Origin of the sequence: Pseudomonas sp. Q1-7 (assembly GCF_028010285.1) — a bacterium.
GTDB lineage: Bacteria > Pseudomonadota > Gammaproteobacteria > Pseudomonadales > Pseudomonadaceae > Metapseudomonas.
Genome location: NZ_CP116304.1, coordinates 4,941,470 through 4,959,707, shown reverse-complemented (window position 1 = coordinate 4,959,707; position 18,238 = coordinate 4,941,470). Strand labels below are relative to the sequence as shown.

Below are 18,238 nucleotides of genomic sequence, written 5' to 3'. Positions count from 1 at the left end.
CGGGGCTCGGGCCCCCATCTGTTAGATCAAGCGTTTATGTGCTGCCGTGGTCCGTGAAGCGAGGCCACGGAGAATCCAAAGTTTCGGGAGAGAGAATATGGGCAAAATCATCGGTATCGACCTGGGAACCACCAACTCCTGCGTGGCCATCCTGGAAAACGGCAACGTCAAGGTGATCGAGAACGCCGAAGGCGCTCGCACCACGCCGTCCATCATCGCCTACACCAACGACGGCGAGACCCTGGTGGGCCAATCCGCCAAGCGTCAGGCGGTCACCAACCCGCAGAACACCCTGTACGCCGTGAAGCGCCTGATCGGTCGCCGCTTCGAAGAAGACGTCGTGCAGAAAGACATCAAGATGGTTCCCTACAAGATCGCCAAGGCCGACAACGGTGACGCCTGGGTGGAGGTGAAGGGTAACAAGATGGCGCCGCCGCAGATTTCCGCGGAAGTGCTGAAGAAGATGAAGAAGACCGCCGAAGACTACCTCGGCGAGCCGGTGACCGAAGCGGTGATCACCGTTCCGGCCTACTTCAACGACAGCCAGCGCCAGGCTACCAAGGACGCCGGTCGCATCGCCGGCCTGGACGTCAAGCGCATCATCAACGAGCCGACCGCGGCCGCGCTGGCCTACGGCATGGACAAGGCCAAGGGCGACCACACCGTGATCGTCTATGACCTGGGCGGCGGTACCTTCGACGTGTCGGTGATCGAGATCGCCGAAGTCGACGGCGAACACCAGTTCGAAGTGCTGGCCACCAACGGCGACACCTTCCTCGGTGGTGAGGACTTCGACCTGCGCCTGATCGACTACCTCGTCGACGAGTTCAAGAAAGAGTCCGGCATGGACCTCAAGGGCGACCCCCTGGCCATGCAGCGCCTGAAGGAAGCCGCCGAGAAGGCCAAGATCGAGCTGTCCTCCAGCCAGCAGACCGACGTCAACCTGCCGTATATCACTGCAGACCAGACCGGTCCGAAGCACCTGAACGTGAAGATTTCCCGCGCGAAGCTGGAAGCCCTGGTGGAAGACCTGGTGGCCCGTACCATCGAGCCTTGCCGCATCGCCCTGAAGGACGCCGGCCTGGACGTGTCCGACATTCAGGAAGTGATCCTGGTCGGCGGCCAGACCCGTATGCCGCTGGTGCAGAAGCAGGTGGCCGACTTCTTCGGCAAGGAGCCGCGCAAGGACGTGAACCCGGACGAAGCCGTTGCTATCGGTGCCGCCATCCAGGGTGCCGTACTGGCCGGCGACGTGAAGGACGTGCTGCTGCTCGACGTTTCCCCGCTGACTCTGGGTATCGAGACCCTGGGTGGCGTGATGACCGCGCTGATCGAGAAGAACACCACCATCCCGACCAAGAAGTCCCAGGTGTTCTCCACCGCCGACGACAACCAGTCCGCCGTGACCATTCACGTGCTGCAGGGTGAGCGCAAGCAGGCCGGGCAGAACAAGTCCCTGGGCAAGTTCGACCTGGCCGAGATTCCGCCGGCGCCGCGCGGTGTGCCGCAGATCGAAGTGACCTTCGATATCGACGCCAACGGCATTCTGCACGTGTCCGCCAAGGACAAGGCCACCGGCAAGCAGCAGTCCATCGTGATCAAGGCCAACTCCGGCCTGTCCGAGGAAGAGATCCAGCAGATGGTGCGCGACGCCGAGGCCAATGCCGAGGAAGACCGCAAGTTCGAAGAGCTGGCCGCTGCCCGCAACCAGGGCGATGCGCTGGTCCATGCCACCCGCAAGATGCTCACCGAGGCTGGCGACAAGGCCACCGCCGAGGAGAAGGCGGCCATCGAGAAGGCGCTTGGCGAGTTGGAAGTGGCCGTGAAGGGTGACGACAAGGCCGATATCGAGGCCAAGATGAATGCCCTGTCCCAGGCTTCCACTCCGCTGGCGCAGAAGATGTACGCCGACCAGGCCCAGGCTGGCGAGCAGCCGCAGGCATCCGACGCGGACAAGGCTGGCGACGATGCCGTCGACGCCGAGTTCGAAGAGGTCAAGGAAAACAAGTAAGTGTCACGCTTGCTTCCGTCCCGGCGTGCGGGGCTAAGCGCCCCGTACGCCTGATCCGCCACGCGGGAGCTTGCTCCCGCGTTGGCGTGTCTGGGGCTGATGAATTCTAGAGTGCAGAAAACTATGGCTAAACGTGACTTTTACGAAATCCTCGGTGTCGAGCGGGGGGCCAGCGAGGCTGAGCTGAAGAAGGCCTATCGCCGCCTGGCGATGAAACACCATCCGGACCGCAATCCGGGCGATAAGGTGGCGGAAGAGAAGTTCAAGGAAGCCAACGAGGCCTACGAAATCCTTTCCGACGCCAGCAAGCGCGCGGCTTACGACCAGTACGGCCATGCCGGCGTCGATCCGCAGATGGGCGCGGGCGCTGGAGCCGGCTTCGGTGGGGCCAGCTTCTCCGACATCTTCGGCGATGTGTTCAGCGATTTCTTCGGCGGCCAGCGTGGCGGCCAGCGCGGTGGTCCGCAGCGTGGCAGCGACCTGCGTTACACCCTGGAGCTGGACCTGGAAGAGGCGGTGCGCGGCACCACCGTGACCATCCGGGTGCCGACCCTGGTCAACTGCAAGACCTGCGATGGCTCGGGCGCCAAGAAAGGCACCAGTCCGGTTACCTGTACCACGTGCGGCGGCATCGGCCAGGTGCGCATGCAGCAGGGCTTCTTCTCGGTGCAGCAGACCTGCCCGCGCTGCCACGGCAGCGGCAAGATGATCAGCGACCCCTGTGGCAGCTGTCATGGCCAGGGGCGTGTGGAAGAGCACAAGACCCTGTCGGTGAAGGTGCCGGCCGGTGTCGATACCGGCGACCGCATCCGTCTGTCCGGAGAGGGCGAGGCCGGTGCTCTGGGTGGTCCGTCGGGCGACCTCTATGTGGTGGTCAATGTGCGTGAGCACCCGATCTTCCAGCGCGACGGCAAGCATCTTTACTGCGAGGTGCCGATCAGTTTCGCGGATGCGGCGCTGGGCGGTGAGCTGGAAGTGCCGACCCTGGATGGCCGGGTCAAGCTGAAGATTCCGGAAGCGACCCAGACCGGCAAGCTGTTCCGTCTGCGCGGCAAGGGTGTGGCCCCGGTGCGTGGCGGGGGTGCCGGTGATCTGATGTGTCGGGTGGTGGTGGAAACGCCGGTCAACCTGGACAAGCGCCAGCGCGAGCTGCTCGATGAGTTCCGCAAGACGCTGCAGAGCGATGGTTCTCACTCGCCCAAGGCCAGCAGTTGGTTCGAGGGTATGAAGCGCTTCTTCGGCGATCTCTAACGATGGACTGGAAGTCGGTGCGGGGCTGATGCGTCCTGGTTCCGGCTTTCTGTTCCGGGCTTCCAGCTTGGAGCTTTTTTATGCGACGTATTGCTGTGATGGGCGCCGCTGGGCGCATGGGCAAGAATCTGGTCGAGGCTGTCCAGCAGGCGCCAGGGGCCGGGCTGACGGCGGCGATCGACCGTCCCGACAGCACCCTGGTCGGTGCCGACGCTGGTGAGCTGGCGGCCCTGGGCCGTATCGGTGTACCGCTGTCGGGTGACCTGGCCAAGGTGGTGGACGAGTTCGACGTGCTGATCGACTTCACCCACCCTTCGGTGACGTTGAAGAACCTGGAGGTCTGCCGGCAGGCCGGCAAGGCCATGGTGATCGGTACCACGGGCTTCTCCGCCGCGGAGAAGGCGCTGCTGGCGGCGGCCGCGAAGGAAATCCCGATCGTTTTCGCGGCCAACTTCAGTGTTGGCGTGAACCTCTGCCTCAAGCTGCTGGATACCGCTGCCCGTGTGCTGGGCGACGAAGTGGACATAGAGATCATCGAGGCCCACCACCGGCACAAGGTGGATGCACCCTCCGGGACTGCCCTGCGTATGGGGGAGGTGGTGGCCGACGCGCTCGGTCGTGACCTTTCCAAGGTGGCGGTCTACGGTCGCGAGGGGCAGACCGGTGCGCGCGCCCGCGAAACCATCGGCTTCGCCACCGTACGGGCGGGCGACGTGGTGGGGGACCACACCGTGCTGTTCGCGGCCGAGGGCGAGCGCGTGGAGATCACCCACAAGGCCTCCAGCCGCATGACCTTCGCCCGCGGCGCGGTGAGAGCAGCCCTCTGGCTGGACGGCCAGGGCGCTGGCTTGTATGACATGCAGGATGTGCTGGGTCTGCGTTGATGTGTCGTTCAGGATGTCTTTCGGGTGGACCGAAATGACGCATTCCTGTAAACTGCAGCTTTAGTGTGTCCACTAAAAGTTACGCAGAAATGGCTCAGATAAAAAAGCGGGGTGACGGTATGAACGTCATCCCGCTTTTTTACAACCTGCGTTTGCTTCAGCCTTAGATCTACGGGAGGTCTTCTTGACTAAGCCAGCCATACTCGCGCTTGCCGACGGCAGCATTTTTCGCGGCGAAGCCATTGGGGCCGATGGCCATACCATCGGCGAGGTAGTGTTCAACACTGCCATGACCGGCTATCAGGAAATCCTTACCGATCCTTCCTATGCCCAGCAAATCGTTACCCTGACCTACCCGCACATCGGCAACACCGGCACCACGCCGGAGGACGCCGAGTCCAATCGCGTCTGGGCCGCCGGCCTGATCATCCGCGACCTGCCGCTGCTGGCCTGCAACTGGCGTAACAAGCAGTCGCTGCCGGATTACCTGAAAGAAAACGGCACCGTCGCCATCGCCGGCATCGATACCCGCCGCCTGACCCGCATTCTGCGGGAGAAGGGTTCCCAGAACGGCTGCATCCTCGCGGGTGAAGACGCCACCGAAGAGAAGGCGCTGGAGCTGGCTCGCAGCTTCCCGGGCCTGAAGGGAATGGACCTGGCCAAGGTGGTGTCCTCCGAAGAGCGTTACGAGTGGCGCTCCAGCGTCTGGAACCTGGAAACCGACAGTCATCCGGAAATCGCTGCCAGCGAGCTGCCTTACCATGTGGTGGCCTATGACTTCGGCGTCAAGCTGAACATCCTGCGCATGCTGGTGGCCCGCGGCTGCCGTCTGACTGTGGTGCCGGCCCAGACCCCGGCCAGTGACGTGCTGGCGCTGAACCCGGACGGCATCTTCCTCTCCAACGGCCCTGGCGACCCCGAACCGTGCGACTACGCCATCCAGGCCATTCGCGAGTTCCTCGACACCGAGATCCCAGTCTTCGGCATCTGCCTCGGCCATCAGCTGCTGGCCCTGGCCTCGGGCGCCAGGACCGTGAAGATGGGCCATGGCCACCACGGCGCCAACCATCCGGTGCAGGACCTGGATTCCGGTGTGGTGATGATCACCAGCCAGAACCACGGTTTCGCCGTGGATGAGTCGACCCTGCCCTCCAACCTGCGTGCCACCCACAAGTCGCTGTTCGACGGCACCCTGCAGGGCATCGAGCGCACCGACAAGGTGGCTTTCAGCTTCCAGGGCCACCCCGAGGCCAGCCCCGGTCCACATGACGTCGCCCCGCTGTTCGACCGCTTCATCGAAGCCATGGCCAAGCGCCGCTAAGCACGCCTGACGACTGACCTACGGATTCGAGTGAGTAAAAATGCCTAAACGTACAGACATCAAAAGCATCCTGATCCTCGGTGCCGGCCCCATCGTGATCGGCCAGGCCTGCGAGTTCGACTACTCCGGCGCCCAGGCCTGCAAGGCCCTGAAGGAAGAAGGCTTCCGCGTCATCCTGGTGAACTCCAACCCGGCTACCATCATGACCGATCCGGCCATGGCTGACGCCACCTATATCGAGCCGATCAAGTGGGCGACCGTCGCCAAGATCATCGAGAAGGAGCGGCCCGATGCGCTGCTGCCCACCATGGGTGGCCAGACTGCGCTGAACTGCGCCCTGGACCTGGAGCGCCACGGCGTGCTGGCCAAGTTCGGCGTGGAAATGATCGGCGCCAACGCCGACACCATCGACAAGGCGGAAGATCGCTCGCGCTTCGACAAGGCGATGAAGGACATTGGCCTGGCCTGCCCCCGCTCGGGCATCGCCCACAGCATGGAAGAAGCCTACGGTGTGCTGGAGCAGGTCGGCTTCCCCTGCATCATCCGTCCGTCCTTCACCATGGGCGGCACGGGCGGCGGTATCGCCTACAACCGTGAAGAGTTCGAAGAGATCTGCGCCCGTGGTCTGGACCTGTCGCCGACCAACGAGCTGCTGATCGACGAATCCCTGATCGGCTGGAAGGAATACGAGATGGAGGTTGTCCGCGACAAGAAGGACAACTGCATCATCGTCTGCTCCATCGAGAACTTCGATCCCATGGGCGTGCACACCGGTGACTCCATCACCGTTGCCCCGGCCCAGACCCTGACCGATAAGGAATACCAGATCATGCGCAACGCCTCCCTGGCGGTGCTGCGCGAGATCGGCGTCGAGACCGGCGGTTCCAACGTGCAGTTCGGCATCTGCCCGAACACCGGTCGCATGGTCGTGATCGAGATGAACCCGCGCGTATCGCGCTCCTCGGCTCTGGCCTCCAAGGCTACCGGTTTCCCGATCGCCAAGATCGCCGCCAAACTGGCTGTCGGCTACACCCTCGATGAGCTGCAGAACGACATCACCGGCGGTCGCACCCCGGCGTCCTTCGAGCCGGCCATCGACTACGTGGTGACCAAGGTCCCGCGCTTCGCCTTCGAGAAATTCCCGAAAGCCGACGCCCGCCTGACTACCCAGATGAAGTCCGTGGGTGAAGTCATGGCCATCGGTCGCACCTTCCAGGAGTCCGTGCAGAAAGCCCTGCGTGGTCTGGAAGTGGGCGTGGCCGGCTTCGATCCCAAGCTGGACCTGAACGACCCTGAGGCCGAAAGCATCCTCAAGCGTGAGCTGACCGTGCCGGGCGCCGAGCGTATCTGGTACGTCGCCGATGCCTTCCGCGCCGGCAAGACCATCGAGGAAGTCTTCGACCTGACCCGCATCGACGAGTGGTTCCTGGTGCAGATCGAGGATCTGATGAAGGACGAGGAGCGCATCAAGACCCTCGGCCTGTCCGGCATCGACGCCGACCTGATGCGCAAGCTCAAGCGCAAGGGCTTCTCTGACGCGCGCCTGGCCAAGCTGCTCGGCGTGACCGAGAAGAACCTGCGCAGCCACCGCCACAAGCTCAAAGTGCTGCCGGTGTTCAAGCGCGTGGATACCTGCGCCGCCGAGTTCGCCACCGACACCGCCTACATGTACTCGACCTACGAGGAAGAGTGCGAGGCCAACCCGTCGACCCGCGAGAAGATCATGATTCTCGGCGGCGGCCCCAACCGTATCGGCCAGGGCATCGAGTTCGACTACTGCTGCGTACACGCCGCGCTGGCCATGCGTGAAGACGGCTACGAGACCATCATGGTCAACTGCAACCCGGAAACCGTCTCCACGGACTACGACACCTCCGACCGCCTGTACTTCGAGCCGGTGACCCTGGAAGACGTGCTGGAAATCGTCCGCGTCGAGCAGCCCAGGGGCGTGATCGTGCAGTACGGCGGCCAGACTCCGCTGAAACTCTGCCGCGCCCTGGAAGAGGCCGGCGTGCCCATCATCGGCACCAGTCCCGATGCCATCGACCGCGCCGAGGACCGCGAGCGCTTCCAGCAGATGGTGCAGCGTCTGAACCTGCGTCAGCCGGCCAACGCCACCGCGCGCAGCGAAGACGAGGCCCTGGCCCTGTCCAAGGGCATCGGCTACCCGATGGTGGTGCGTCCGTCCTACGTGTTGGGCGGCCGCGCGATGGAAATCGTCTACCAGGAAGAAGAGCTCAAGCGCTACATGCGCGAGGCGGTGAAGGTCTCCAACGACAGCCCGGTCCTGCTGGACCGCTTCCTCAACTGCGCCATCGAAGTGGACGTTGACGCAGTGTGTGACGGCGAGACCGTGGTGATTGGCGCCATCATGCAGCACATCGAGCAGGCCGGCGTGCACTCCGGTGACTCCGCCTGCTCGCTGCCGCCGTATTCGCTGCCGCAGCACATCCAGGACGAGATCCGCGAACAGGTCAAGAAAATGGCCCTGGAACTGGGCGTCGTCGGCCTGATGAACGTGCAGATGGCGGTGCAGGGCGAGGACATCTACGTCATCGAAGTGAACCCGCGCGCTTCCCGTACCGTGCCCTTCGTTTCCAAGTGCATTGGCGAATCCCTGGCCAAGGTGGCCGCCCGTGTCATGGCCGGCAAGACCCTGGCCGAAGTGGGCTTCACCCGGGAAATCATCCCGCCCTTCTTCAGCGTCAAGGAGGCGGTGTTCCCCTTCGCCAAGTTCCCGGGCGTCGACCCGATCCTTGGCCCGGAAATGAAGTCCACCGGTGAGGTGATGGGTGTGGGCGACACCTTTGGTGAAGCCTTCTCCAAGTCCCAGTTGGGCGCCAGCGAGATCCTGCCGAATACCGGCACCGCCTTCATCAGCGTGCGCGAGGACGACAAGGCCCAGGCCGTCGAGGTGGCCCGTGACCTGGTCGCGCTCGGCTTCGAGGTGGTCGCCACCGCGGGTACCGCCAAGATGATCGAGGCCGCCGGCCTGCCGGTGCGTCGCGTGAACAAGGTGACGGAAGGCCGTCCCCATGTCGTTGACATGATCAAAAACGATGAGGTTACCCTCATCATCAACACCACCGAGGGGCGTCAGTCCATTGCCGACTCCTACTCGATTCGTCGTAACGCCCTGCAGCACAAGATCTACTGCACCACCACGATCGCGGCTGGTCAGGCGGTCTGCGAGGCGCTCAAGTTCGGTCCCGAGAAGACCGTGCGCCGGCTGCAGGATCTCCATGCAGGAATCAAGGCATGACCAAATTTCCGATGACCATCCAGGGCGCTCGCGCCCTGGAAGACGAGCTGAAAGCCCTCAAGGCCGAGCGGCCGAAGATCAGTCAGGCTATCGCCGAAGCGCGCGAGCTGGGCGATCTCAAGGAAAACGCCGAGTACCATGCTGCGCGCGAGCAGCAGGGGCTGGCTGAGGCGCGCATACGCGATATCGAAGCCAAGCTGTCGAATGCCCACGTCATTGATGTCACCAGCATTCCGCCTAGTGGCAAGGTGATCTTCGGTGTGACCGTGGATATCGCCAATGTCGATACCGACGAATCGGTGACCTACCAGATCGTGGGTGACGACGAGGCGGATATCAAACTGGGCAAGTTGTCGGTCAGTTCCCCTATCGCCCGCGCCCTGGTGGGCAAGGAAGAAGGGGACGTGGTGGCGGTCAAGACTCCCAGCGGTGTTGTCGAGTACGAGATTGTCGAAGTTCGTCACCTCTGAGCGTTTGCCTTTCCGGGCCGGCGCCATCGCCTGGCAGCTGGCCCAGACCTTCTGGGTTGGCGGCCTCTGGTTGCTGCACTTCGTCGTGCTGCCGGCGCTGGGTCGTATAGGCCTGGCGCCGATGCTGGTGGAGGAGGTGGCGGCCACGCTGCGGCCGCTGTTGGTGGCCTTCACCGGATTCTGTGCGCTGCTCCAGGCCCTGCTGCTCATCCAGCACGCAGGGCTTGCGCGTCTTTGGCGCGATGCGCGCGCGCAGTTGCTGGCTGCAGTGCTGGCCTTGGTGGTGGTGTTCCTGCTGGTGCGTTTCTGGATGCCTGAGGCGCTGTACTGGCTGAACTTCAGCTACCTGCTGCTGGCTTTCTGTGGCCTGCTGCTGGTGGTCCAGCCTCTGCCGGCGAAGCCTATGAAGGGCCAGGCGCGCTGAGCGCGCGCCCAGGGGAAGGGGCTCAGAGGCCGCTGAAACGGCTGATGTTGGAGAGGTTGCGATTCGGCTTGGGATTGCGGCGGTACACCAGTGCCATCTTGCCGATGACCTGGACCAGTTCGCAGTTGCCGGCGGCGCAGAGCTCCTCGATCAGGGCACGGCGGTCATCGCGTTCGGTAATGCGGAACTGAACCTTGATCAACTCGTGATCGTTCAGTGCGCGTTCCAGCTCGGCCAGCACGCCTTCGGTCAGACCGTTCTCGGCCACTGTCAATACCGGCTTCAGGTGATGACCGATAGATTTGTATTGCTTCTTGTGCTCCTGTGAGAGCGCCATAATCAGACCCCTGCGAAAAAAGGCTGCTAGTTTACCCGAGTGATTCCGGGGCGCACAGCCGAACACGAGGTATCCCGTGGCCCGTTCCAAGACTAGCCATCGCTGGCGGAAAGAGCACTTCGACAACCTCTGTGAGGAGAGTGGCTACCGCTCGCGCGCTTCTCATGCATCGGCGAAAACCCGGTAGACCTTGTGACTTTCGATATCGTCCCCAATATGAGTGGCATAAGGGTCGCCGACGAGGCTACGGCAGGCAGATGCGCAAGCTGCTTTCGTCGCGTGATCGTTCCCGCGAGCAATACCTGCTCGCGCGTGGCTTCCATGGGGAATAGACTGCAACGGGGACCTGACGCGTCAGTCCCCTTCTGCAGGCGCGGGATACTGCAGAGAGGCCGCAGGGTCTCATAAAGGGTTACAGACGGCGCCTGCCAGGGGCAGGGGTTGTGTAGTAAGTTAGGCCGGTTAATCACCAGCCGTCATGCGGGGTGCGCTCCGGGAAGGGGCCCGTTCCAGAGGGTAGCTAATTGAACGATATGGCAAAAAATCTGATCTTGTGGCTGATCATCGCCGCTGTGCTTGTCACGGTGATGAACAATTTCTCCAGCCCGAGCGAGCCGCAGACCCTTAACTACTCGGAATTCATCGAGCAGGTTAAAGAAGGCAAGGTCGAACGAGTCACCGTCGATGGATTCGTCATTACCGGCAAACGTAACGACGGTGAATCCTTCAAGACCATTCGTCCGGCGATTCAGGACGGCGGCCTGATCGGCGACCTGATCGACAACAACGTGATGATCGAAGGCAAGCAGCCCGAGCAGCAGAGCATCTGGACCCAGTTGCTGGTGGCCAGCTTCCCGATCCTCGTGATCATTGCAGTCTTCATGTTCTTCATGCGCCAGATGCAGGGCGGCGGCGGCGGCCGCGGCGGCCCGATGAGCTTCGGCAAGAGCAAGGCGCGCCTGTTGTCGGAAGACCAGGTCAAGACCACCTTCGCCGACGTCGCCGGCTGCGACGAAGCCAAGGAGGAAGTCAGCGAGCTGGTGGAATTCCTCCGCGATCCGGGCAAGTTCCAGCGTCTGGGCGGCCGTATTCCGCGCGGTGTCCTGATGGTCGGTCCGCCCGGTACCGGCAAGACCTTGCTGGCCAAGGCCATCGCTGGCGAGGCCAAGGTGCCGTTCTTCACCATCTCCGGTTCTGACTTCGTCGAAATGTTTGTTGGCGTGGGCGCGTCTCGCGTTCGCGATATGTTCGATCAGGCCAAGAAGCATGCGCCCTGCATCATTTTCATCGACGAGATCGACGCTGTTGGTCGCCACCGTGGCGCCGGTCTGGGTGGTGGTCATGATGAGCGCGAGCAGACCCTCAACCAGTTGCTGGTCGAAATGGACGGCTTCGAGATGAACGACGGCATCATCGTGATCGCCGCCACTAACCGTCCGGATGTGCTGGATCCCGCGCTGCTGCGTCCGGGTCGATTTGATCGTCAGGTGGTGGTTGGCCTGCCGGATATTCGCGGCCGCGAGCAGATCCTCAAGGTACACATGCGTAAGGTGCCGATGGGCGACGACGTCGATCCGGCCGTGATTGCGCGTGGTACACCTGGCTTCTCCGGCGCCGACCTGGCCAACCTGGTCAACGAGGCGTCCCTGTTCGCCGCCCGCGTCAACAAGCGCCTGGTGGAAATGAAGGAGTTCGAGCTGGCCAAGGACAAGATCATGATGGGCGCCGAGCGCAAGTCCATGGTCATGTCCGAGAAGGAAAAGCTCAACACCGCGTACCACGAGGCGGGCCATGCCATCGTCGGGCGTCTGGTGCCCGAGCACGATCCGGTCTACAAGGTGTCGATCATTCCGCGTGGCCGTGCCCTGGGCGTGACCATGTTCCTTCCCGAAGAGGATCGTTACAGCCTGTCCAAGCGTGCGCTGACCAGTCAGATCTGCTCGCTGTTCGGCGGTCGTATCGCGGAAGAGATGACGCTCGGTTTCGATGGCGTCACTACCGGTGCCTCCAACGACATCATGCGAGCCACCCAGATCGCCCGGAACATGGTGACCAAGTGGGGCCTTTCCGAGAAGCTCGGTCCGCTGATGTATGCGGAAGAGGAGGGCGAAGTGTTCCTCGGTCGGAGCGCGGGTGCCCAGCACGCCAACCTGTCCGGCGAAACCGCCAAGCTGATCGACCAGGAAGTCCGCCGCATCATCGATGAGTCCTATACCACCGCGAAGAACCTGCTGACGGAGAATCGCGACAAGCTCGACATGATGGCTGATGCACTGATGAAGTACGAAACCATCGATTCCGAACAGATCGACGACATCATGGCGGGTCGACCCGCCCGCGAGCCCAAGGACTGGCAGGGAGGCTCCGGCACTACCGGTACTCCAAGTCCCCGCGAAGAGGCCAAGCGTCCTGAAACCCCCATCGGCGGGCCTGCTGGCGAACACTAAGGCTTGTCGATGACGTCAGTGCAGCATCAGACCCGGTTGCCTTGCGGCAACCGGGTTCTTGATTTGGCCCAGCCGCAAGTGATGGGCATTCTCAATGTTACTCCGGACTCCTTTTCCGATGGCGGCCGCTTCAATGCGCGCGACGCCGCCTTGCGTCATGCCGAGGAAATGGTCGCCGCTGGTGCTACCTTGATCGACGTGGGGGGCGAGTCGACTCGCCCCGGTGCCCGGCCAGTGTCTCCGACCGAAGAGCTGGAGCGGGTTGCGCCGGTGGTCGAAGCCATCGCCCGCGAGCTGGATGTGGTGATATCTCTGGATACCTCCACGCCCGCCGTGATGCGCGAAGGCGCGCGCCTGGGGGCCGGCATGATCAATGACGTGCGGGCGCTGCGCCGTGATGGTGCCCTGGATGCCGCTGCCGATACCGGCTTGGCGGTTTGCCTGATGCACATGCTCGGCGAACCGGGAAACATGCAGCAGGACCCGCGCTATCAGGACGTCACGAGCGAAGTCGGGGCCTTTCTTTCCGAGCGCATGCAGGCTTGTCTGGCGGCGGGGATCCCGGCCGAGCGGATCGTCCTGGACCCGGGCTTCGGATTCGCCAAGACGCTTGCCCACAACCTCAGCCTCTTTAGGCACATGGAGGCTCTGCATGCGTTGGGGCGTCCCCTCCTGGTCGGCGTCTCACGCAAAAGCATGATTGGCCAGGCCCTGGGGCGCGAAGTTGAGCAGCGGCTTGCCGGCAGTCTTGCCCTGGCTGCCCTCGCCGTGGCCAAGGGCGCCTGCATACTGCGCGTACACGATGTCGCGGAAACCGTCGACGTGGTACGCATGATCGCCGCGGTACAAGCGGCGGAATAAGACAATACGGAGCACCTCCCATGAGCAGAAGGTATTTTGGCACCGACGGTATTCGCGGGCGTGTAGGGCAGTACCCGATTACTCCGGATTTCATGCTCAAGCTTGGTTGGGCCGCCGGCACCGCATTTCGCAAGCAGGGCAAGTGCCGCATCCTGATTGGCAAGGACACGCGGATTTCCGGCTACATGTTCGAGTCCGCTCTTGAGGCCGGTCTGTTGGCCGCCGGCGCCGACGTAATGCTGTTGGGCCCCATGCCGACCCCGGCCATTGCCTATCTGGCTCGCACTTTCCTGGCGGACGCAGGCATCGTCATCAGCGCCTCGCACAATCCGCATCATGACAACGGCATCAAGTTCTTCTCCGGAAAGGGCACCAAGCTCTCGGACGAAGTGGAGCTGATGATCGAGGAGTTGCTGGACCAGCCGATGACAGTGGTGGAGTCGGAGCAACTGGGCAAGGTCACCCGCATCAATGACGCTGCGGGGCGCTATATCGAGTTCTGCAAGAGTACCACCCCCATCAGTACCGACTTCGCTGGTCTCAAGCTGGTGGTGGATTGTGCGCATGGCGCTACCTACAAGGTTGCACCGAGCGTTTTCCGCGAGCTTGGTGCCCAGGTGCATGTCCTGGCGGCGCAACCTAACGGCCTCAACATCAACGACGAGTGCGGTTCCACGCACATGGCCAGTCTGCAGGCGGCCGTGGTGGCGCAGAACGCCGATATTGGCATCGCCTTCGATGGCGATGGCGACCGCGTGCTGATGGTCGATCACACGGGCGCTGTCGTGGATGGCGACGAGCTGATCTACCTGATCGCCCGTGACCTCCATGGGCGTGACAAGCTTCACGGCGGCGTGGTCGGTACGTTGATGAGTAATCTTGGGCTCGAACTGGCGCTCAAGGAACTTGAAGTGCCTTTCGTGCGGGCCAAGGTTGGCGATCGCTACGTGATGAGCGAACTCCAGGCCAACGGTTGGATCCTGGGGGGCGAGAACTCCGGCCATATCGTCTGCAGTCACTTCACGACTACCGGGGATGCCATCGTGTCCGCCCTGCAGGTGCTGATGGCACTGCAGCGCAGTGGCCAGTCCCTTGCCGAGGCGCGCCAGGGGATGCGCAAGTGCCCTCAGGTGCTGATCAACGTCCGCTACGCCGGCGGGGAGGTGGACCCGGTCAAGCACCCGGCGGTTCAGGACGCCTGTGCTCGCGTCACGGACCGGATGGCAGGGCGTGGCCGTGTCCTGTTGCGAAAATCCGGAACCGAACCGTTGGTGCGCGTGATGGTCGAAGGCGACGACGAAAAGCTGGTGCAGGGCTATGCCGAAGAGTTGGCGAAAGTCGTGGCAGAGGTATGTGCTTGATTTGTCTTGCTAGTTGAATTTCTCTTGGGTAATATCTGCGCCCACTTTGATCGACGAGATAAAGCATGCGCCGACCTCTGGTAGCCGGTAACTGGAAGATGCACGGTACCCGCGCCAGTGTCGCAGAGCTGATCAGGGGCTTGCGCCAGTTGGCCTTGCCGGCTGGTGTCGAAGTTGCGGTCATGCCGCCCTGTCTGCACATCAATCAGGTCATTCGGGATCTGGAGGGCAAGTCGATTGCCGTTGGTGCGCAGGATTGTGCGGTGGAGCCGGTGCAGGGTGCCCTCACCGGGGAGATCGCGGCGAGTCAATTGGCAGACGCAGGTTGCAAGCTCGTTCTGGTCGGTCATTCGGAGCGTCGTCTGATACTGGGCGAGAGCGACGAAGTTGTGAGTCGCAAGTTTGCTGCTGCTCAGTCCTGTGGTCTGGTTCCGGTGCTGTGCGTCGGTGAGACCCGGGAGCAGCGCGAAGCCGGTCAGACGCTTGAAGTTGTCGGGCGTCAGCTGGGTTGTGTGATCGAAGAGTTGGGTGTGGGCGCGTTCGTGCAGGCGGTAATTGCCTATGAGCCGGTTTGGGCGATAGGTACGGGGCTGACGGCCTCGCCGCAGCAAGCGCAGGAAGTCCATGCGGCGATTCGTGCGCAATTGTCGGCGGAAAATGCCGAGGTGGCGCGCGGGGTGCGAATTCTGTACGGCGGCAGTGTAAAAGCGGCCAGTGCGGTCGATTTGTTCGGCATGCCGGATATCGATGGGGGGCTCGTTGGTGGGGCTTCCCTGAATGCGGATGAGTTCGGTGCGATTTGTCGCGCCGCAGGAAGCTGACGAGATGCTGGAAACTGTCGTAATTGTGGTGCACCTGCTGGTTGCTCTGGGCGTTGTGGGTCTGGTGTTGGTTCAGCAGGGTAAGGGTGCGGATGCTGGCGCCTCCTTTGGTTCCGGTGCTTCGGCAACCGTATTCGGGAGTCAAGGTTCTGCTACCTTTTTGAGTCGAGTTACTGCTATACTCGCCGCGGTTTTTTTCATTACCAGCCTGGGTTTAGCGTTCTTCGCTAAAGAAAAGGCTGAGGCGCTGAGCAACGTAGGTCTGCCGGATCCGGCAGCTCTTGAGGTTCAGCCCGCCAGACCGGCAGCTGATGATGTGCCGGTGCTCGAAGAGCAGAAGTCGTCCACCCAGTCGGGTGACGTGCCGCAGGCTCCGGAGCAGAAGTAAGGCAAGTTTTGCCGAGGTGGTGGAATTGGTAGACACGCTACCTTGAGGTGGTAGTGGCCATAGGCTGTAGGGGTTCGAGTCCCCTCCTCGGTACCATACAAAGAGAGGCCCGCAGCGATGCGGGCTTTCTTCTTCGCGGGATGTTCGGTTGACCATGCAAGGTGCTGGCCGTATACTCTCGCACCAGCTTTGACGCGGGGTGGAGCAGTCTGGTAGCTCGTCGGGCTCATAACCCGAAGGTCGTTGGTTCAAATCCAGCCCCCGCAACCAGTAGTCGCGAAGCCCCTTTTTAGGGGCTTTTTGCTAGCTGGACAGTTGGCCTCCGATCACAGATCAGGCGGTTTGAAGGGATGGGCGTTTCGCCCATTTTTTATTTGCACAGCATGCGAGAGGCGATCAGGTGTCGAGCAAGCTAGAACAGTTGCAGGCCTTGTTGGCCCCGGTAGTCGAAGCGCTCGGTTATCAGTGCTGGGGTATCGAGTTCCTGTCCCAGGGGCGGCATTCGCTGCTGCGAGTCTATATCGATCACGAAAACGGCATCTTGGTCGACGACTGCGAGAAGGTGAGCCGGCAGATCAGTGGTGTGCTCGATGTCGAGGACCCGATCAGCAGCGAATACACCCTCGAAGTATCGTCGCCGGGCATGGACCGTCCTCTGTTCACCCTTGAACAGTTCGCGGCCCACGCGGGTGAACTGGTCAAGATCAAGCTGCGTTCTCCCTTCGAGGGGCGACGCAATTTTCAGGGGCTTCTCCGCGGGGTGGAGGAGCAGGACGTGGTGGTCCTCATCGAAGACCGCGAATTCCTCCTGCCGATCGAGCTGATCGACAAGGCCAACATCATTCCCCGTTTTGACTGAGACGCGGATCCCGCGGATCCAATGGATTGCGAAAGGCGAGGCGTACGATGAGCAAAGAAGTACTGCTGGTTGTTGAGTCGGTATCCAACGAGAAGGGTGTACCGGCCAGCGTGATTTTCGAGGCGCTGGAGCTGGCCCTGGCCACTGCTACCAAGAAGCGCTATGAGGACGAGGTCGACCTGCGCGTGTCGATCAACCGTCATAACGGTAACTACGACACCTTCCGTCGCTGGACCGTGGTCGAAGAAAGCGATTTCGAGGATCCGGCCATCCAGCTGACCCTTGATCAGGCCCAGGTGCGTGACGAGCACGCGAAGATCGGCGACGTCCTCGAAGAGAAGATCGAGTCCATCGAGTTCGGCCGCATCGCTGCCCAGACCGCCAAGCAGGTCATCGTGCAGAAAGTGCGTGAAGCCGAGCGTGCGCAGGTGGTCGAAGCCTATCGCGAGAAGCTGGGCGACATCATTTCCGGCACTGTGAAGAAGGTTACTCGCGACAACGTGATCGTCGACCTGGGCAACAACGCCGAGGCACTGCTGGCTCGCGAGGACATCATTCCACGCGAAACCTTCCGTGTCGGCGCCCGAGTCCGTGCCCTGCTGAAGGAAATCCGCACTGAGAATCGCGGTCCGCAGCTGATCCTGTCCCGCACTGCTCCGCAGATGCTGATCGAGCTGTTCCGCATCGAGGTGCCGGAGATCGCCGAAGAGCTGATTGAGGTAATGGCCGCTTCCCGCGATCCGGGTTCCCGCGCCAAGATCGCGGTCCGCTCCAAGGACAAGCGCATCGATCCGCAGGGCGCCTGCATCGGTATGCGTGGCTCTCGCGTCCAGGCGGTTTCCGGCGAACTGGGCGGCGAGCGTGTGGATATCGTCCTGTGGGATGACAACCCCGCGCAGTTCGTGATCAACGCCATGGCTCCGGCCGAAGTGGTGGCGATCATCGTCGACGAAGACGCCCACGCCATGGATATCGCCGTCGCCGAGGACAACCTGGCCCAGGCCATCGGCCGTGGCGGTCAGAATGTGCGCCTGGCCAGTCAGCTCACTGGCTGGACCCTGAACGTGATGACCGAAGCGGACATCCAGGCCAAGCAGCAGGCGGAGACTGGCGACATCCTGCGTGCCTTCGTTGAAGAGCTGGAAGTAGACGAGGAGCTGGCACAGGTACTGGTTGAAGAGGGTTTCACCAGCCTGGAAGAGATCGCCTACGTACCCATGGAAGAAATGCTCAGCATCGACGGCTTCGACGAGGAGATCGTCAATGAGCTGCGTGCGCGTGCGAAGGACCGCCTGCTGACCAAGGCCATCGCGACCGAAGAGAAGCTGGCGGATGCCCAGCCTGCCGAAGACCTGCTTTCCCTGGATGGCATGGACAAGGACCTGGCTGTCGAACTCGCCGTGCGGGGCGTTATTAACCGCGAAGACCTGGCCGAGCAGTCGATCGACGACCTGCTCGACATCGACGGCATGGACGAAGAGCGTGCCGGCAAGCTGATCATGGCCGCCCGAGCCCATTGGTTCGAGTAAGTATCGCGGCCT

General features: G+C 62.3%; 15 protein-coding genes, 2 tRNA genes and 1 pseudogene. 17 read left to right on the top strand and 1 reads right to left on the bottom strand.

Annotated features, from left to right (window positions below; all coding sequences use genetic code 11):
• Window positions 1–97 precede the first annotated feature (97 nt).
• The 7 genes from dnaK to PJW05_RS22950 all read left to right on the top strand — a co-directional run bounded on the left by dnaK (window position 98) and on the right by PJW05_RS22950 (window position 9,623).
• Complete coding sequence (gene dnaK, locus PJW05_RS22980; protein ID WP_271409246.1) at window positions 98–2,011, top strand: molecular chaperone DnaK; 1,914 nt, start codon at window positions 98–100, stop codon at window positions 2,009–2,011.
• Between the two features lie 123 nt (window positions 2,012–2,134).
• A complete protein-coding gene (gene dnaJ / locus PJW05_RS22975) occupies window positions 2,135–3,262 on the top strand; it encodes a molecular chaperone DnaJ (protein WP_271409245.1) in 1,128 nt (375 codons plus the stop codon).
• An 80-nt stretch (window positions 3,263–3,342) separates the two neighbouring features.
• Window positions 3,343–4,146 (top strand): 4-hydroxy-tetrahydrodipicolinate reductase, encoded by an 804-nt coding sequence (gene dapB / locus PJW05_RS22970; protein ID WP_271409244.1) that lies wholly within the window; start codon window positions 3,343–3,345, stop codon window positions 4,144–4,146.
• A 184-nt stretch (window positions 4,147–4,330) separates the two neighbouring features.
• Window positions 4,331–5,467 carry a glutamine-hydrolyzing carbamoyl-phosphate synthase small subunit gene (carA, locus tag PJW05_RS22965; protein WP_271409243.1) on the top strand — a complete coding sequence of 379 codons (1,137 nt, stop codon included), beginning with the start codon at window positions 4,331–4,333 and terminating at the stop codon, window positions 5,465–5,467.
• A gap of 40 nt (window positions 5,468–5,507) precedes the next feature.
• Window positions 5,508–8,729 carry a carbamoyl-phosphate synthase large subunit gene (carB, locus tag PJW05_RS22960; protein WP_271409242.1) on the top strand — a complete coding sequence of 1,074 codons (3,222 nt, stop codon included), beginning with the start codon at window positions 5,508–5,510 and terminating at the stop codon, window positions 8,727–8,729.
• Entirely contained in the window at window positions 8,726–9,199 is a 474-nt protein-coding gene (gene greA / locus PJW05_RS22955; RefSeq protein ID WP_271409241.1) for a transcription elongation factor GreA, read from the top strand. The genes carB and greA overlap by 4 nt, the downstream gene beginning before the upstream one ends.
• Window positions 9,177–9,623 carry a DUF4149 domain-containing protein gene (locus PJW05_RS22950; RefSeq protein ID WP_271409240.1) on the top strand — a complete coding sequence of 149 codons (447 nt, stop codon included), beginning with the start codon at window positions 9,177–9,179 and terminating at the stop codon, window positions 9,621–9,623. The genes greA and PJW05_RS22950 overlap by 23 nt, the downstream gene beginning before the upstream one ends.
• A 22-nt stretch (window positions 9,624–9,645) precedes the next feature.
• On the opposite strand, the gene PJW05_RS22945 is transcribed toward PJW05_RS22950, so the two are convergent.
• Window positions 9,646–9,960: a YhbY family RNA-binding protein gene (locus PJW05_RS22945; protein WP_069085654.1), complete on the bottom strand. Its 315-nt coding sequence runs from the start codon at window positions 9,958–9,960 to the stop codon at window positions 9,646–9,648.
• A 254-nt stretch (window positions 9,961–10,214) separates the two neighbouring features.
• Here PJW05_RS22945 and PJW05_RS26905 point away from each other — a divergent pair.
• From PJW05_RS26905 to nusA, 10 genes and pseudogenes are all read left to right on the top strand, one after another.
• A pseudogene (locus PJW05_RS26905) lies at window positions 10,215–10,292 on the top strand (23S rRNA methyltransferase); the annotation flags it as partial.
• Window positions 10,293–10,493: 201 nt separating this feature from the next.
• Window positions 10,494–12,407, top strand: coding sequence for an ATP-dependent zinc metalloprotease FtsH (ftsH, locus tag PJW05_RS22935; protein ID WP_271409239.1), 1,914 nt, complete (start codon window positions 10,494–10,496; stop codon window positions 12,405–12,407).
• A gap of 9 nt (window positions 12,408–12,416) precedes the next feature.
• Entirely contained in the window at window positions 12,417–13,268 is an 852-nt protein-coding gene (folP, locus tag PJW05_RS22930; protein WP_271409238.1) for a dihydropteroate synthase, read from the top strand.
• Between the two features lie 20 nt (window positions 13,269–13,288).
• The gene (gene glmM / locus PJW05_RS22925) at window positions 13,289–14,629 is read left to right on the top strand and encodes a phosphoglucosamine mutase (RefSeq protein ID WP_271409237.1); all 1,341 of its coding nucleotides are present in this window, start codon (window positions 13,289–13,291) and stop codon (window positions 14,627–14,629) included.
• 65 nt (window positions 14,630–14,694) lie between these two features.
• Window positions 14,695–15,450: a triose-phosphate isomerase gene (gene tpiA / locus PJW05_RS22920; RefSeq protein WP_271409236.1), complete on the top strand. Its 756-nt coding sequence runs from the start codon at window positions 14,695–14,697 to the stop codon at window positions 15,448–15,450.
• Between the two features lie 4 nt (window positions 15,451–15,454).
• Window positions 15,455–15,838 carry a preprotein translocase subunit SecG gene (gene secG, locus PJW05_RS22915; RefSeq protein ID WP_271409235.1) on the top strand — a complete coding sequence of 128 codons (384 nt, stop codon included), beginning with the start codon at window positions 15,455–15,457 and terminating at the stop codon, window positions 15,836–15,838.
• A 10-nt stretch (window positions 15,839–15,848) separates the two neighbouring features.
• A tRNA-Leu gene (locus PJW05_RS22910) sits at window positions 15,849–15,934 on the top strand.
• A 97-nt stretch (window positions 15,935–16,031) separates the two neighbouring features.
• Window positions 16,032–16,108: transfer RNA gene (locus PJW05_RS22905), tRNA-Met, on the top strand.
• A 130-nt stretch (window positions 16,109–16,238) separates the two neighbouring features.
• Window positions 16,239–16,697, top strand: a complete 459-nt coding sequence (gene rimP / locus PJW05_RS22900) for a ribosome maturation factor RimP (RefSeq protein ID WP_271409234.1) — start codon at window positions 16,239–16,241, stop codon at window positions 16,695–16,697.
• A gap of 47 nt (window positions 16,698–16,744) precedes the next feature.
• Entirely contained in the window at window positions 16,745–18,226 is a 1,482-nt protein-coding gene (gene nusA / locus PJW05_RS22895) for a transcription termination factor NusA (protein WP_271409233.1), read from the top strand.
• The last annotated feature ends 12 nt before the right edge of the window (window positions 18,227–18,238 follow it).